The organism is Streptomyces sp. NPDC000941 (genome assembly GCF_053599555.1).
Genome location: NZ_JBSFMM010000008.1, coordinates 1 through 15,515, shown reverse-complemented (window position 1 = coordinate 15,515; position 15,515 = coordinate 1). Strand labels below are relative to the sequence as shown.

14 protein-coding genes are annotated in these 15,515 nt (G+C 72.4%); 7 read left to right on the top strand and 7 right to left on the bottom strand.

Going from position 1 to position 15,515, the window contains the following annotated elements; translation table 11 throughout:
- The first annotated feature begins 51 nt into the window (after positions 1–51).
- The 3 genes from ACWDSL_RS04985 to ACWDSL_RS04975 all read left to right on the top strand — a co-directional run bounded on the left by ACWDSL_RS04985 (position 52) and on the right by ACWDSL_RS04975 (position 2,873).
- The gene (locus tag ACWDSL_RS04985) at positions 52–945 is read left to right on the top strand and encodes a TetR/AcrR family transcriptional regulator (RefSeq protein ID WP_450481788.1); all 894 of its coding nucleotides are present in this window, start codon (positions 52–54) and stop codon (positions 943–945) included.
- A 34-nt stretch (positions 946–979) separates the two neighbouring features.
- Positions 980–1,246: a hypothetical protein gene (locus ACWDSL_RS04980; RefSeq protein WP_450481786.1), complete on the top strand. Its 267-nt coding sequence runs from the start codon at positions 980–982 to the stop codon at positions 1,244–1,246.
- A gap of 208 nt (positions 1,247–1,454) precedes the next feature.
- The gene (locus ACWDSL_RS04975; protein WP_450481784.1) at positions 1,455–2,873 is read left to right on the top strand and encodes an NlpC/P60 family protein; all 1,419 of its coding nucleotides are present in this window, start codon (positions 1,455–1,457) and stop codon (positions 2,871–2,873) included.
- 1 nt (position 2,874) lies between these two features.
- Here the strand turns inward: ACWDSL_RS04975 and ACWDSL_RS04970 are convergent, their stop codons facing one another.
- The 5 genes from ACWDSL_RS04970 to ACWDSL_RS04950 are packed head-to-tail and all read right to left on the bottom strand — an operon-like array spanning position 2,875 to position 8,966.
- Positions 2,875–4,242 (bottom strand): styrene monooxygenase/indole monooxygenase family protein, encoded by a 1,368-nt coding sequence (locus tag ACWDSL_RS04970; RefSeq protein WP_450481782.1) that lies wholly within the window; start codon positions 4,240–4,242, stop codon positions 2,875–2,877.
- Positions 4,243–4,254: 12 nt separating this feature from the next.
- Positions 4,255–4,881, bottom strand: coding sequence for a GTP-binding protein (locus ACWDSL_RS04965; protein WP_450481780.1), 627 nt, complete (start codon positions 4,879–4,881; stop codon positions 4,255–4,257).
- 7 nt (positions 4,882–4,888) lie between these two features.
- The gene (locus ACWDSL_RS04960; protein ID WP_450481779.1) at positions 4,889–5,266 is read right to left on the bottom strand and encodes a DUF742 domain-containing protein; all 378 of its coding nucleotides are present in this window, start codon (positions 5,264–5,266) and stop codon (positions 4,889–4,891) included.
- Entirely contained in the window at positions 5,263–5,748 is a 486-nt protein-coding gene (locus tag ACWDSL_RS04955; RefSeq protein WP_450481777.1) for a roadblock/LC7 domain-containing protein, read from the bottom strand. Before ACWDSL_RS04955 ends, ACWDSL_RS04960 begins: the two co-directional genes overlap by 4 nt.
- Entirely contained in the window at positions 5,745–8,966 is a 3,222-nt protein-coding gene (locus tag ACWDSL_RS04950; RefSeq protein WP_450481775.1) for a nitrate- and nitrite sensing domain-containing protein, read from the bottom strand. Before ACWDSL_RS04950 ends, ACWDSL_RS04955 begins: the two co-directional genes overlap by 4 nt.
- Positions 8,967–9,313: 347 nt before the next feature.
- Between ACWDSL_RS04950 and ACWDSL_RS04945 the strand changes: the two genes are divergently transcribed.
- Positions 9,314–10,087 carry a protein phosphatase 2C domain-containing protein gene (locus tag ACWDSL_RS04945; RefSeq protein WP_450481773.1) on the top strand — a complete coding sequence of 258 codons (774 nt, stop codon included), beginning with the start codon at positions 9,314–9,316 and terminating at the stop codon, positions 10,085–10,087.
- A 163-nt stretch (positions 10,088–10,250) separates the two neighbouring features.
- Here the strand turns inward: ACWDSL_RS04945 and ACWDSL_RS04940 are convergent, their stop codons facing one another.
- Positions 10,251–10,733, bottom strand: coding sequence for a MarR family winged helix-turn-helix transcriptional regulator (locus ACWDSL_RS04940; RefSeq protein ID WP_450481771.1), 483 nt, complete (start codon positions 10,731–10,733; stop codon positions 10,251–10,253).
- Between the two features lie 262 nt (positions 10,734–10,995).
- Here ACWDSL_RS04940 and ACWDSL_RS04935 point away from each other — a divergent pair, with 262 nt between their 5' ends.
- On the top strand, positions 10,996–11,844 hold the full coding sequence (locus ACWDSL_RS04935) for a lysozyme (protein WP_450481769.1): 849 nt from the start codon (positions 10,996–10,998) through the stop codon (positions 11,842–11,844).
- A 174-nt stretch (positions 11,845–12,018) separates the two neighbouring features.
- Here the strand turns inward: ACWDSL_RS04935 and lon are convergent, their stop codons facing one another.
- Complete coding sequence (lon, locus tag ACWDSL_RS04930) at positions 12,019–14,466, bottom strand: endopeptidase La (protein WP_450481767.1); 2,448 nt, start codon at positions 14,464–14,466, stop codon at positions 12,019–12,021.
- Positions 14,467–14,627: 161 nt separating this feature from the next.
- Here lon and ACWDSL_RS04925 point away from each other — a divergent pair, with 161 nt between their 5' ends.
- Both ACWDSL_RS04925 and ACWDSL_RS04920 read left to right on the top strand, forming a co-directional pair.
- Positions 14,628–15,227 carry an RNA polymerase sigma factor gene (locus tag ACWDSL_RS04925; RefSeq protein WP_450481766.1) on the top strand — a complete coding sequence of 200 codons (600 nt, stop codon included), beginning with the start codon at positions 14,628–14,630 and terminating at the stop codon, positions 15,225–15,227.
- A partial coding sequence (locus ACWDSL_RS04920) for a zf-HC2 domain-containing protein (protein WP_450481764.1) occupies positions 15,224–15,515 on the top strand: 292 nt, incomplete at its 3' end. The genes ACWDSL_RS04925 and ACWDSL_RS04920, both read left to right, overlap by 4 nt.

Here is a 15,515-nt window from a genome sequence, read left to right as displayed (position 1 = left end):
GAACCGAGCCCAGAAAACAATTCGCACGCAGGGCCGGTTACGCTGCCAGGCATGACGACAGGCAGCGGCACCGCCCCGGCGCAACCGGCGGCGACAACGACCCGTGCCGCGGCGTCGCCCGCGACACCCGCCACACCGGCACCCGCCACACCGGCGGCCGGCACGCCGACTTCCGACACGCCGGAGGCCGACGCCGCGGCCCCCGCCACCCCGGCAGCGGCGGCCCGCCGCGCTACGCGCCCCGCGTATCGCAGGCTCGGCGTGGAGGAGCGGCGGGCCCAGCTGATCGCCGCCGCGCTCGGGCTGTTCGCCCATCGCGCGCCCGAGGACGTCTCGCTGGACGACGTGGCCACCGCAGCCGGAGCCTCCCGGCCGCTCGTCTACCGGTACTTCCCCGGCGGCAAGCAGCAGTTGTACGAGGCGGCGCTGCGCAGCGCCGCCGATGAGCTGGAACTGTGCTTCGCCGAGCCCCGGAGCGGCCCGCTCACCGTACGGCTTGGCCGGGGGCTCGACCGCTATCTCGCCTTCGTGGACGAGCGCGACGCGGGGTTCAGCGCGCTGCTGCAGGGCGGCAGCGTCGCCGACACGTCGCGGACCAACGCGATCGTCGACGAGGTGCGGCGCGCCGCGGCCGATCAGATCCTGCTCCATCTGGAGGTGGCGGAACCGAGCCCGCGGCTGCGGATGATGGTGCGCACCTGGATCACCGCGGTCGAGGCCGCCTCGCTGATGTGGCTGGACGAGGGCAAGCAGCCGCCGATGGCGCAGCTGCGCGACTGGCTCGTCGACCACTTCGTCGCGCTGATGGCCGCCACGAGCGCGAGCGACCCGCAGACGGCGCGGGTGCTGCGCGCGGCGCTGGCGCTGGAGACGGCGGAGGGGCAGGCCGGGGCGTTGGCCCGGCGCGTGATGCCGGTGCTCGGCGACGCCTCCCACCTGCTGTGAGACGGCGGCTCCCACCTCCTGTGAGACTGGGCCGGTGAGAAGCGAGGAGACGCCCTTCCTGGGCGGGCCGCTGGACGGCCGGGTGCTGCCGGTGCTGGTCGGGATGACCGGGCAGCCGCCGAAGACGTACGAGGTGCCGGTGCCGGACGAGGGCGGCGGCCCGCCGACGGTGTACGTCTACCGCCGGGTGCCGGCCGCCACATCGCGGCGGCTGGGGCTGGTGCGCGGGTGGCGGTACGAGTACGACCCGGAGGGCAAGGCGCAGGGCGGGCTTAAATGGCCCTGGTCAAAGCCGGGCTGACGGTACGCCAACACCTGCGGTAGCGCCGCCCGACAACACCACCGCTCGCACAGGCATACGACGGAACGGGCGCGCGGATCGACCGCCGGACGGGTGACCGTATTGGCCCGACTCGCGGATAATTCTCCAGAATATACGACTGGTCATGTCACGATCGCCCCGAGGTCGACTCGTCGAGCCCGGAGGTGAACCCGTGTCAGGACGCATCGTGCGATCTGTCTGCGCGGCGGCGCTGACCGCGGCCACCGCGCTGGCCGCGCCCGTCCCGTCGGCGCCGGCCGCCGCCGCGCCCGTGCCCGCCCCCGCACCCGCGCCCCCGTCCGCACCCGCCGAGCAGTCGGTCGCGGAGCTGCTGACGCAGCTCAAGACGCTGTACCGCAAGGCCGAGGAAGCGAGCGAGGCGTACAACGCCACCGAGGAGAAGCTGCGCAAGCAGCGCGCCAAGACCCGGGCGCTGACCGCCGCCCTCGCCCGCACCCGCGCCCACCTCGCCATCAGCCACGACGAGGCGGGGCAGCTGGCCCGCGAGCAGTACCAGGGCCGCACCCAGCTCTCCTCGTACCACTTCCTGATGGCGCTGCTGTCCCGGAGCCCGGACCAGGTCACCGAGCAGACGCGCGAGCTCGGCCGGGCCGCCGACCGCCAGGCGATCCTCGTCGAGCGGCTGACCAGAGGGGAGGCACATGCGGAAAGGCTCGCCAAGCGCGGCCGGGCCGCGCTGAAGAAACAGCTGTCCCTCGCGACCAAACGGAAGAAACAGCGGGACAAGGTCGAAAAACGCCTCACCACCATCGAGCGGACCCTGGCCTCATTGACCCTCCGCCAGCTGCGCGAGCTGGCGGAGCGGGAGTACGAGGAAACCGAGAGGGCACAGCGGGAACTGCTCGCCTCCGGCGTCCTCGACCCGCCGGTGGACGACACCACGGGCGGCCCATGGGACGTCGACGCCGGCAGCCGCACCAACCGCGGCAGAGCCCCCGACCCCAAGGCCGAAGACGCCCCGCCGGACACCCCACCCGATACCCCGTCCGATGCCCCGTCCGACGCCCCCTCCGACACACCGCCGGACGCCGCCGCGGACCCCGGGGACACCGGCACCGCCCCGGAGCAGGAGCCCGAGCCGGAGCCGAAACCGGAGCCGAAACCGGAACCGGAGCCCAAGCCGGAAGAGAGCGAGGAACCGCCCCCGCAAGGCAAGGAGCCCCCTCGCAAGACGCCCGGCCACCGCCGCACACCCCGCCGCCACTCCGCCTCCGTGGTGGCCGGGCAGCGGGCGCTGAAGTATGCGCTGAACCAGATCGGCAAGCCGTATGTCTGGGGAGCGGAGGGGCCGGGCTCCTTCGACTGCTCGGGGCTGACCTACCAGGCGTGGGCGCACGCCGGACGGTCCATCCCGCGCACCAGCCAGGAGCAGTGGCGCCGCCTGCCGCGGGTGAAACTCAACGAGCTGCGCCCCGGCGACCTGGTGGTCTACTTCAAGGGCGCCACCCATGTGGCCATCTACGCGGGCAACGGCATGGTGGTGCAGGCCCCGCGCCCGGGCAGCCGGGTCAAGCTGTCCCCGCTCGCCTCCAATCCGCTGCGCGGCGCCGTACGCCCGACAGCGCGCGGCAAGACCAAGGGCTGACTCAGCCCACCTGCTCAGCGGCCTCGCCGGCCGTATCAAGCGCATCGGCCGTATCGACCGCGTCGGCCGCATCGGCTCCCGCGCCCTCGGCGCCCTCGGCGTCCTCGGCGGCACCCGCTGCTTCCGCCTCCTCCGCCTCCTCCAGATACGCCGCGGTCTTGTCCGGCTCGTAGAAGAAGTTCTCGAAGTCGGCCGGGTCGTCGAAGCCGTTGGCGAAGCGGTGCGCGACCGCGGGCAGTTGGCCCGCCGCGCCCAGGAGGCGCACGATGTGGTCGGGCGGCGGGGCCAGCATCGCGTTCGTCCACTTGGTCACATGCCGCGCCGTCGCCCAGAACCGCGCGAAGGTCCGCCGCATCCAGGCCTCGTCGAAGGGCCGGTCGCCGTGTTCGACGATGCTCGACAGGTACGAGGCGGCGCATTTGGCCGCGGAGTTGGAGCCCTGCCCCGTGAGCGGGTCGTTGGTGACCACGACATCGGCCACCCCGAGGACGAGCCCGCCGCCCGGCAGCCGGCCGATGGGGTCGCGGACGGTCGGGGTGTAGCGCCCGGACAGTGTGCCGCCCGCGTCCGTCAGCTCGACCCGGGTGGCCCGCCCGTACTCCCAGGGCGTGAACCACTCCATCAGCTCGAGGGTCAGGGCCAGATGCTCGGAGGGGTCGGTGACGCCGTCGAAGACATCGGCGGGGCCGCCGGGGATGGCCTCCCAGAACAGGATGTCGGCCCGCCCGGAGGTGGTGAGGGCGGGCATCACGTACAGCTCGCCCACATCGGGCACCAGATTGCAGCGCACCGCTTCGAGGTCGGGGTGTTCCAACCGGGGGGCGAGGCCGTGGACATAGGCGACGGCGAGGGCGCGCTGCGGGGAGGTGTACGGGGAGCGGGCGGCGTCCCGGCCGAAAAGGTCGCCCAGTTCGCCCTTGCCCGCCGCGACCAGCACCAGGTCGTACCGCTCCGCGAGGAAGTCGATGTCGGAGACGGCCGCGCCGTGGATGACCAGCCGGCCGCCGCGCCGCTCGAAGGCGTCCATCCAGCCGGCCATCTTCAGCCGCTGGTCGACGGACTGGGCGTAGCCGTCCAGCTCGCCCACCCAGTCGACCAGGCGTGGATGTCCCAGCGGGGTGACGGGGCCGGCGACCGAGACGCCCAGGCCCTGGATGCGCGGGGCCTGCTCCTCCCAGAAGTTGATCTCCAGATCGCGCTCATGCTGGAGCGCGGTGCGGAACATGCACTGGGTGGACATCACGCGGCCGACGCGGATCTCATCGGCCGTGCGGTTGGACATCAAGGTGACCTCGTACCCCTGGGCCTGGAGCCCCAGGGCGAGTTGGAGCCCGGACTGACCGGCCCCGACGATGAGCATCCTGCGCATGGCGGGGCCGGGTCACTCGGGCGAGATGTCCACGGCGAACCTCACCAGCGCCAGCAGTGCGTCGACCACCGAGATGCGATTGCGGGCATCCATGATCACCACGGGCACCTTCGCCGGTACGGACAGCGCGTCCCGCACATCCTCCGGCTCGTACACCGGGGTCCCCTGGAACTGGTTGACCGCGATGACGTACGGCAGCCCGCAGCTCTCGAAGTAGTCGAGCGCCGGGAAGCTGTCCTCCAGGCGGCGGGTGTCGACCATCACCACGGCGCCGATCGCGCCGCGCATCAGGTCGTCCCACATGAACCAGAACCGCTGCTGGCCCGGTGTGCCGAACAGATACAGCACCAGGTCGGAGTCGAGCGTGATCCGGCCGAAGTCCATCGCGACCGTCGTGGTCAGCTTCTGCGGGGTCGCGGCGAGATCGTCCACGTTCTCGCTGGCCCGCGTCATCAGCGCCTCGGTCTGCAGCGGTGTGATCTCCGAGACCGAACTCACGAATGTCGTCTTGCCGACGCCGAAACCCCCCGCGATGACGATCTTGGTGGCGATGGGCGCCCGCGAACGGTCGTCCTGCCACCCCTGGAGCGCCTCGTCGGCCCCCGGTATCTTCGGCACCCGTAGCGGTGCCGCCGTCATCGTCGTCTCAGAGTCTGCGAAGTCCACTGAGCACCCTTTCGAGCAACGCGCGTTCCGGCTGTCCGGGGCCCCGCCCCGTGCCGTACACGCGGATCTTTCCCTGGTCCGCGAGGTCGCTGAGCAACACGCGCACCACACCGAGCGGAATCTTGAGCAGCGCGGAGACCTCCGCGACCGAACGCATCCGACGGCAGAGGTCGATGATGGCCCGGATCTCCGGCACCATCCGGGAGGCCGGCCCGCTGAGCGCGGGCTCGACCGCCCCGTCCGGGGTCTCCAGCGTGGCCACGAAGGTCTCGACCAGCAGCACATGGCCGGACCTGGTCCGGCCGCCGGTGAGCGAGTACGGGCGTACGCGGGCGGCCTTGTAGGACGCCGACGTCACTGCGCGGACTCCAGGGACCGGCGCAGTTCGGTGCGGAGTTCGGGGGTGAGCACATGCCCGGCCCGGCCGACGAACAGCGCCATGTGGTACGCGACCACGGTCATATCGCAGTCCGGTGTGGCGTGCACACCCAGCAGCGAGCCGTCGCTGATGGACATGACGAACAGACTGCCCTGGTCCATCGCGACCATCGTCTGCTTGACGACCCCGCCGTCCATCAGCTTGGCCGCGCCCAGCGTGAGGCTGCCGAGGCCGGAGACGATGGTGGCCAGGTCGGCGCTCGACCCCTTGGGGCCGTCCTGGTCCTTCGGGTCGGCGGCGGCCTCGATGTGCCGCGCGTCCGAGGACAGCAGCATCAGCCCGTCGGAGGAGACGACGGCGACCGAGCGGACGCCGGGGACCTCCTCGACCAGGTTCGACAGCAGCCAATGCAGATTACGGGCCTCGGAACTCAACCCATACGTGCTACTGGGCGCATTCACCTGCGTGCCTCCTCAACCGTGCCACCCTCGTCCTGCGCCCCCGATTGTCCCCGCTGCCGCTCCCCCGCCGCGCCGCGACTCGCGATTTCGGCCTCGGCATCGCGGCGTCCCTGGCGCGCGCCCTTCTGGAAACCGCCGAGCCTGCGCCGCAGTTCCTCGGCGTTCACCGCGCCCGTGCGCTCCTGGGGGTCGGTGTCCGGCAGAACCACGTTCTTCGGGGTGCGCTTGGGAAGTCCCTTGTCGGTGAGGCGCCTTCCGCGCGCCTCCGCCGCGTCTGCCGCTCCGGCCGCTCCTGCCGCTCCTGGGGTTCGCTGACCGGGCACTCCGGACAGCGCGGCCCCCGACCCGTCCGGGGTCGGCTGCCCGTCGTCGCCGGGACGGGTGTGCTCGGCGGGCTCGACCAGATACGCGCCGGTGACCGATCGCGTGGAGTCCGTGGGCTCGGCCGGCGCCGAACCCTCGACGGGCCCCCAGGCGTCCGCGCCGACGGGGCGGATGCCATGGCCGCCGATCGTGTCGCCACCGCTCCGCTGGATCGGCCGGCGCGGGTCGGCGACCTGCTCGCCCCGGTGCCCGGAGAGCTGGATGGTCCGCTCGGCGGCCTCCACCAGCGGGTCCGGGGCCTGCTTCGGGGCGCGCCGCGGAAGCATGGGCAGCGTGCCGCCGTCCGACGGGCCCGGGGCCGGGTGGCCGCGCGGCGGGGTCGGGTCGGGGGCCATCTCCAGGCCACGGCTCGTCTCCAGGCCGGGAACGGCCGTCGCGGCGGAGTCCGCGGTCCGGGCACGCGGCTCCTGGGCCGGCTCGTCGGCCGGCGAGCCGGGCAACGCCCCCACCGACGGTCCGAGCACCGGGGTGGCCGACGTTCCGGCCGCCGGTCCTGCCGACGATCCGACCGGCGATCCGGTCGGGGTCCCCTGGGGGTTCGCCGCCGTACGGGCCGGGCCGCCGGAGCCGTCCCCCGCGCCCGGGCGCGGCAGCCCCAGGCGCCCGCCGCGCCGGTGCGAGAGCGTCCGGGGCGACTCCAGATCGGCGGCTGAGGTCCCGGGGGCGGAGGTCCCGGAGGCGGAGGCTCCGGCGAGGGCCGGACGGGACTGCCCCGGAAGGGTGTTGGAGTTGGCCTCGGCCACCGAGCCAGGGAAGGACGGCAGCGAGGTGCCGCCGTACGAGGACCCCGCGGGCGCGGCGGGCGGCAGGCCGGTGCCGGGCGGACCGGCGGGCAGGATCTTCGTCGGGAGGACCACCACGGCCGCGACCCCGCCCGGCTTCTGCTCGCGCAGTTGCACCCGTACGCCGTGCCGCGCGGCCAGCCGGGTCACCACGTACAGGCCGAGCCCCAGCGGGTCCTCGGGCTGCGGGCCCTGGCAGTACTCGGGCACCGGGTCGGACAGCCGGTTGTTGAGCTCGACGAAGCGCTCGGGCGTCATGCCGATGCCCTCGTCCTGGACGGAGAGCATGACCTCGCCGCTCTCCAGCAGCCAGCCGGAGATCTGCACCAGGGTGTCCGGCGGCGAGAACGTCGTCGCGTTCTCCAGCAGCTCGGCGATCAGGTGGCTGATGCTGTCCGCGGCGTACCCGGCGACCTGGGCGTGCTGCGGCAGGGCCTGGATCTGCACCCGGTCGTACCGCTCGACCTCGCTGATCGAGGCACGCAGCACATCCAGCAGCGGCACCGGCCCCGGATGCGCGGCCTTGTTCTCGGAGCCCGCGATGACCAGCAGGTTCTCGCCGTAACGGCGCATTCCGGTGGCCAGGTGGTCCAGCTGGAAGAGGGTCTGGAGGCGGTCCGGGTCCTGCTCGCGCTCCTCCATCCCCTCGATGATGGTCAGCTGGCGCTCGATCAGGCCGAGGGTGCGCAGCGCCAGGCTGACGAAGCTGCCGTGGACGCGGGCGCGCAGACCGTCGAGGCGGGTGGAGACCTCGTCCCGCTCGCGGCGCAGCTCGGACCGCTCGTCGGCGAGCCGCCGCCGCTCGTCGACCAGGCGGGCCCGGTCGGCCTCCAGCTTCACGGCGCGCTCGTGCTCGCGCACCGCGGCCTGGTGCATCTGGTTGACGGCCCGTACGGCGTCCGCGAACTCGTCGTTGCGGCCCTTGAAGGCGATCGGCTCCTCGGCCACCGGGTCGCCGGCCACCCGCCGCGCGCCGAGCCGCAGCGCGGCCAGCGGCCGGGTCAGCGAGCGGGCGGCCTGGATGCTCATGCCGATGGCCAGCAGCAGACAGGCGCCGAGGATGCCGATGCCCACCTCGAGGTCGGTGACCTCGTCGTCGCGCAGCTTCTCCAGATGTTCGATCTCGGCGGTGGCCAGCGAGGACTCGACGCCGCGCATCCGGTCGATACGGGCGGACAGGCTGGACTCGACGCGCTCGCCGCCCAGGAACAGATCGGTGTCGGAGAGCTGGGGCTGGTCGGTGAGGCGGGCGATATAGCGCTCGGCGGCGGTGACCTCGGTGCCGTTGACGGTGCGGGCGTAGCGGTCGCGGGCGGAGGCCGGGGCGAGCTGGTTGAAGTCGGAGAGCGCGGACTGCTCGCGGACGTTGGTCCGCTGGGCCGCCGAGGTGAGCTTGGGCTGCGCGCCGCCCGCGGCGAGCGCGCCGAGCAGCAGCCCGCGGGTGGCGGACGCCTCTTCCGTGGCGCGGCCGAGGGGGGCCAGCGCGGCCGCGGAGCCGTCGTCGGCGCCGTCCCGGAACTTGCGGGCCAGGGTGTCGGCGAGGCCGCCGAGGGCCTGGATGGTCTCGGTGTAGTTCTCGTACACATCGAGCGCCGAGCCGCTGCCGGTCAGCGCCTGCTGGCGGACCTTGGGCAGCGCGTCCAGCAGCCGCCGCACCTCGGCCGGGGTGCCCGGACCGACCTCCTTGACCTGCCGGTCCACCCGGGCCCGCTGGCTCTCGGAGACACCGGCGCCGGAGGCGGAGTTACGGCCGGCCGCGACGTACTCGATCATGGCGTCGCGCTCATCGGCGAGGGCGTGGGCGAGGGTCACCGCACCGCGGTTGGTCTCGGCGAGGTCGACGAGCTTCTGGGCGTCGGTGGTGTCGTCCAGTGCGCTGAGGACGGCCGGGGCCCCGGCTCCGAGGACGGCCAGCGAGACGACGGCGACGGACACGGCCAGCCGATTACGGACCCGTGCGGTGCTGCGCTGCGGCGACGCCTCCTGCCGGCCCTGCCGGGGTGGCTCGCCGCCCTGCTCATGGTTGCTGCCCCGAAGCCGCTTCTTCCGCACCGGTGCTCACAATCTCTTCTCGCCCGACCCACTGTGGTTCAGAGGTGACGACGGTTCAACAATTGTGTGATTCCCCACCTCTGGTAGGGGTTCCGACCCTTTCAGGACGACTTCAGGACGGGCATACATCACCCACCCCACCGCCCGAACGAGTGAACCGCATTGCGTAGTTGACCACCAAACTTCGGTCGCGGGCCATACCCTCCTTCAACCTTTCACGGGTTGGAAATCACCAGACCTCCTGGGAAGATGCTCCCTCGCGCATTCCCGCAACCGTCAATTCCGGCCAAGCCGGGACAAGCGGGGCGACTCGGGGATGATGGACCCCGATCCGGCAGACTGGCCGGATGCGCATCGAACTCGCCACCGCCCCCGGTGATCCCCGCGTCCCCAACGAGGACTACGCGTCAGTAGCGTTGCCCGCGTCAGGCCAGGGTGGGGTGCTGGTGGTACTGGACGGGGTGACACCGCCCGAGGAGGACTACGGCTGCGTCCACGACGTGCCCTGGTTCACCGCCCGGCTGGGCGGGGCGCTGCTCGAACTGTCCGGATCGCACCGGGATATGCCGCTGGCGGATTGCCTCTCCCACGCGATCGAACGTACGGCCGAGGCGCATGGCTCAGAATGTGACCTTTCTCACGTTAGAACGCCTCAGGCGACAGTAGTCGCGGTGCGGTGGGACGCGGAGCGGGTCGAGCATCTGGTGCTCTCCGACTCCGCGTTGCTGATCGAGCGTACGGACGGCACGGTCACACCCGTACTCGACGACCGTATCGACCAGCTGATCGCCGCGGGACGCCGGCCCCTGGCCCCGCTGCGCAACGTCGAGGGCGGCTTCTTCACCGCCGCCGCCGACCCGGCGGTCGCGCGGCGGGCCGTCACCGGCACCTCCCCGCGCGCGGGGATACGGGCGGTGGCGGCGCTCACCGACGGGGCGGCGCGGTGGGTGGAGGTGTTCCACGAGGGCGACTGGGCCGAGTGCTTCGAACGGCTGCGGAAGGAGGGCCCGCAGTCGCTGATCGACCGGGTACGGGCGGCGGAGGACGCCGACCCGGACCGCATCGCGTACCGGCGGGGCAAGACGCATGACGACGCGGCGGTCGTCTTCGCGGAGTTCTGAGGAGTTCCAAAGGGTTCCAGCGGAGTTCCCCGGGCCCGCGCGGTCGCCGGGCGCGTCGGCGCCGACCCCTCAGCCGTACCCCCGCATCCCCACCCGTCCCCCGAACGCCACACCCGCGTCGCCGGGTCGGCGGACCTTGCCGATCCTGACGTACATGAGAGGCCTACTCCTGCGGCGAAGCTGCGTCCTGCCCGGGCTCCTCGGTGACCTGCACGGAGTTCAGCCGGTGCAGCAGCCGGGCGAGTTCGGCCACTTCGCTGCGCTCCCACGCCGCGAGGCGGCGCGCATACCGCGCCCGCCGGGCCACTCGCACCCGACGGAACCGGGCGCGCCCCTCATCCGTCAACTGAACCAGGAAGGCCCGGCCGTCGGCGGGGTCGGGGGCCCGGGCCACCAGCCCGAGGTCCTCCAGTGCCCGCAGTTGGCGGCTCATCGTCGCCTTGCCGACGCCGAAGTAGGCCGCGAGATCCGTGGCCCGCTGCTGTCCGGCGTCTTCCAGCCGCATCAGCAGTCCATACGCGGCGGATTCCAGTTCGGGGTGGACTTCTCGCGCCAATTCACCCGAAGAGGCGCGGGCGCGGCGAAGGAAAACCGCCAATTCGCGTTCCAGAGCCAGGAATGCATGGTCTACACCAATTCCGCCCATGGTGCGTCCCTCACCCCCCTCGGGGGGCATTGCCCCGTTGTTGTGCACGTCAGAGCCCTCTCCGGATTTTCACGGCGTGAAATTTTCTTTCAGACGCGGCCGTCGCCGCAGCTCCGTCAGTATTTCGCAGGATTAGACCAACGGCAGCAACCCGACCCCCTTCCGCGCCGCGCATCTACGCCCGTAGAGTCCTGTCCTACCTGACATGGCCATACCAATGACACGTGCACCTCTCCCCACACGAGGCCTTCGGAGGCACGCCATGCCCAAGCACAGACCTGGTACGACCCGGCGCACCCTGACCGCACTCATCGGCATTCTCGCCGGTCTCCTCGCGATGAGCTTCACGCTCTCCGGTACGGCTTCGGCCGCCCAGGGCAAGAGCGGAAAGGCCATCCCCCACCCCGAGGACGACTGGGCCGGCTCACAGATACTCAAGCACGAAGGCGGATCCACGACCGGTGAGGAGCCGCCCGGGCTGCTCGCCTCCGTCGAAGGCGTGGACGTCAGCAGCCACCAGGGCAATGTCGCCTGGTCGACGCTCTGGAGCAGCGGAGTCCGCTTCGCCTACGTCAAGGCGACGGAAGGCACCACGTACACGAACCCGTACTTCGCGCAGCAGTACAACGGTTCGTACAACGTCGGCATGATCCGCGGCTCGTACCACTTCGCCCTGCCGGACAATTCCAGCGGCGCGGCGCAGGCCACGTACTTCGTCAACCACGGCGGTGGCTGGTCGAAGGACGGCAAGACGCTCCCCGGCGCGCTCGACATGGAGTACAACCCCTACGGCGCGACCTGCTACGGCAAGAGCGCGAGCGCGATGGTCAGCTGGATCAAGGACTTCAACAACACCTACAAGTCACTCACCGGCCGCGACCCGGTGATCTACACCTCGACCAGCTGGTGGAAGAGCTGCACCGGCAACTCCAGCGCCTTCGGCAGCGTCAACCCGCTGTGGATCCCGCGCTACGGCTCCTCCGTCGGTGAACTCCCGGCTGGCTGGGGCTTCCACACCATCTGGCAGTACACCTCGTCGGGCGCGACGGTCGGCGACCACAACCAGTTCAACGGCGCGATCGACCGGCTGCAGGCCCTCGCCAACGGCTGACGCCCCCCGCGTCAGCCCTTGGACCCTTCGGCTCCTCGGCTCTTCGCCCTCCGGTGTACGGACCTGACTGTCCGTACACCGGGGGGGCGTCGGCCGTTTTTGGCCCATGGGACACGGAAGGCCCGGAACCCCCGTGCGAACGGGAGCCCCGGGCCACCGCACCGGTGGCGTCCGTCACGCCGCCACCGGAACCTCCGGGGCGGCCGGAGCGGCAGGCGTGGCCGCCGGGGTGAGGGCCAGTTCCAGGACGCGGCGGACGTCCGAGACCGGGTGGACGTCGAGCTTGTCCAGGATCTCGGCGGGGACGTCGTCGAGGTCGGGCTCGTTGCGCTTCGGGATGATCACGGTGGTCACCCCGGCCCGGTGCGCCGCCAGCAGCTTCTGCTTGACGCCGCCGATGGGCAGCACCCGCCCGGTCAGCGAGACCTCACCCGTCATCGCCACGTCCGGGCGCACCTGGCGGCCGGAGAGCAGCGAGGCCAGGGCCGTGGTCATCGTGATGCCCGCGCTCGGGCCGTCCTTGGGCACCGCGCCCGCCGGGACGTGCAGGTGGATACCGCGCTCCTTCAGGTCACCGACCGGAAGCTCCAGCTCCGCGCCGTGCGAGCGCAGGAACGAGAGCGCGATCTGGGCGGACTCCTTCATCACGTCGCCCAGCTGACCGGTGAGGGTCAGCCCCGCGCCGCCCGTCTCCGGGTCGGCCAGCGACGCCTCGACGAACAGCACGTCCCCGCCCGCGCCGGTGACCGCGAGCCCGGTCGACACGCCCGGCACGGCGGTGCGCCGCTCGGCCGGGTCCTGGGCGGACTCGGGGGTGTGGTGCGGACGGCCGATCAGCGGCCGCAGCTCGTCGGTGCCGATCGTGACGGGCAGCTTCCGCTCGCCCAGCTCGTGCTGGGCCGCCACCTTGCGCAGCAGCCGCGCGATAGACCGCTCCAGGGTCCGTACGCCCGCCTCGCGGGTGTACTCGGCGGCCAGCTTGCGCAGCGCGTCGTCCGCCAGCGCCACCTCGCCCGGCTCCAGGCCGGCCCGCTCCAGCTGGCGGGGCAGCAGGTGGTCGCGGGCGATGGTGACCTTCTCGTCCTCGGTGTAGCCGTCCAGGCGGACCAGCTCCATGCGGTCGAGCAGGGCCTCGGGGATGGCCTCCAGGACGTTGGCCGTGGCGAGGAAGACCACGTCGCTCAGGTCGAGTTCGACCTCCAGGTAGTGGTCGCGGAAGGTGTGGTTCTGCGCCGGGTCCAGGACCTCGAGCAGGGCCGCGGCGGGGTCGCCGCGGTAGTCGGAGCCGACCTTGTCGATCTCGTCGAGGAGGACGACCGGGTTCATCGAGCCCGCCTCCTTGACGGCCCGTACGATCCGGCCGGGCAGCGCCCCGACGTACGTACGCCGGTGGCCGCGGATCTCCGCCTCGTCGCGGACGCCGCCGAGCGCGACGCGCACGAACTTGCGCCCCATCGCGCGGGCGACCGACTCGCCGAGCGAGGTCTTGCCGACGCCGGGCGGGCCCACCAGGGCCAGCACCGCGCCGCCCCGCCGGCCGCCGACCACGCCAAGTCCCCGGTCGGCGCGGCGCTTGCGCACCGCCAGGTACTCGGTGATCCGCTCCTTGACGTCCTCCAGGCCCGCGTGGTCGGCGTCGAGCACGGCCTTGGCGCCGGCGATGTCGTACGCGTCCTCGGTGCGCTCGTTCCAGGGCAGCTCCAGGACGGTGTCGAGCCACGTGCGGATCCAGCTGCCCTCGGGGCTCTGGTCGGAGGCCCGCTCCAGCTTGTCGACCTCCTTGAGGGCCGCCTCACGCACCTTCTCGGGAAGGTCGGCGGCCTCCACCCGGGCGCGGTAGTCGTCGGACTCGTCCTCAGGGTCGCCGTTGAGCTCGGCCAGCTCCTTACGGACGGCCTCCAGCTGCCGCCGCAGCAGGAACTCGCGCTGCTGCTTGTCGACGCCCTCCTGGACGTCCTTGGCGATCGACTCGGCGACGTCCTGCTCGGCGAGGTGCTCGCTCAGCCAGCCCACGGCCAGCTTCAGCCGCGCCACCGGGTCGGCCGTCTCCAGCAGCTCCACGCGCTGCTGGATGGACAGGAACGGCGAGTAGCCGGAGTTGTCGGCCAGCTGGCCGACGTCGTCGATCTGCTCCACCCGGTCCACGACCTGCCAGGCGCCGCGCTTGCGCAGCCAGCTGGTGGCCAGCGCCTTGTACTCCTTGACCAGTTCGGTGACGGCACCGGGCAGCGGGTCCGGAACGATCTCCTCGATCTGGGTGCCCTCCACCCACAGAGCGGCGCCGGGACCGGTCGTCCCCGCGCCTATGCGCACCCGGCGCACACCGCGGATGAGCGCGCCCGGGTCGCCGTCGGAGAGCCGGCCCACCTGCTCGACCGTGCCGAGCGTGCCCATGCCCGCGTACGTTCCGTCGACGCGCGGCACGAGCAGGACGCGCGGCTTGCCGCTGCCGCTGCCGCTTGACCGGGCGGCTCCGCTTGATCGCGAGGCGGCCTGGGCGGCCTCCACCGCGGCTCGTACCTCGGTGTCGGACAGGTCCAGCGGCACCACCATGCCGGGCAGCACGACCTCGTCATCGAGGGGCAGCACGGGCAGGGTGAGCGGTGTGGACGTCGAAGCCATGATCTCCCCTTCGGCAGGCAAGTTGAGCTATGCAGACTCAATGCGCGAAGGCCCGCCGATGTTCCCGGCCCCGTGTTCGCTCTGAGCGATCACGGCGTCGGCGGATGGTGAACCGCCATCCCCTCAGTAAGCGATAGAGGGGCGTGAAACTGTTCCGCCCCATGGGGGCAGACCGAAGCGACGGGGAGTTGCTGCGAGCCGTAGCGCAGGGAGACGCGCAGGCGCTCGCCGCGCTCTACGACCGGCACGCCGGCTGGCTGCACGCGCGCCTCACACGCCGCTGCCAGGACGCCGAGACCGTACGCGAGGTCTTGCAGGACACCTTCGTCACGGCCTGGCGCACGGCCGACGCGCACCGCGGCGGCGAGGCGGGCGGCTGGCTGTGGACCATCGCGGCCCGCCGCCTCGTCGACGCCCAGCGCGCCGCCGCCCGCGCCGCCCGGGCCCAGGCCGCCCACGCCCGCCACCAGCCGGACCCGGCCCGCGCCACGGCCCCCTCCGCGGAGGAGCGGGCGCTCGACGCGCTGGAGTACGGGGACGTCGGCGCCGCCCTCGACCGCCTCTCCCCCGAACTGCGCGCCGTCCTGCGCGCCACGGTCGTCGACGGCCTCACCACCCGCGAGGCCGCGCAACTCCTCGGCATCCCCGAGGGCACCGTCAAAACCCGCGCCCAACGCGCCCGCAGAGAACTCCGCGCCGCCCTCACCGAGCGGCGCTCCACACCCCCGCACCTCCTGGACGCTCTCGGAGGCACCGCATGACGCTCCGACGACTGATCAAGCGCGGCGGCCCCGCCGCTGCCTGGCATGTGACGCCCGCCCACGCGGCGTCGTACGCCGACGGCTCACTGCCGGAGACCGACGCATGGTCGGTCGAGAAGCACGTCGAAGCCTGCGCTGCTTGTGCGGAACGCGTCTCAGCCGCGGTCCGCGCGGGCACGGCGGCGCCCGCGCTGGCGGACATCCGGGCCGCGGTGCTGGCCTTCGCGGAGGCGGGGGCGGACGCGGCGCGGGATACGGCGGGCGCGGGGGCACCCCCTGCGGCGCCCG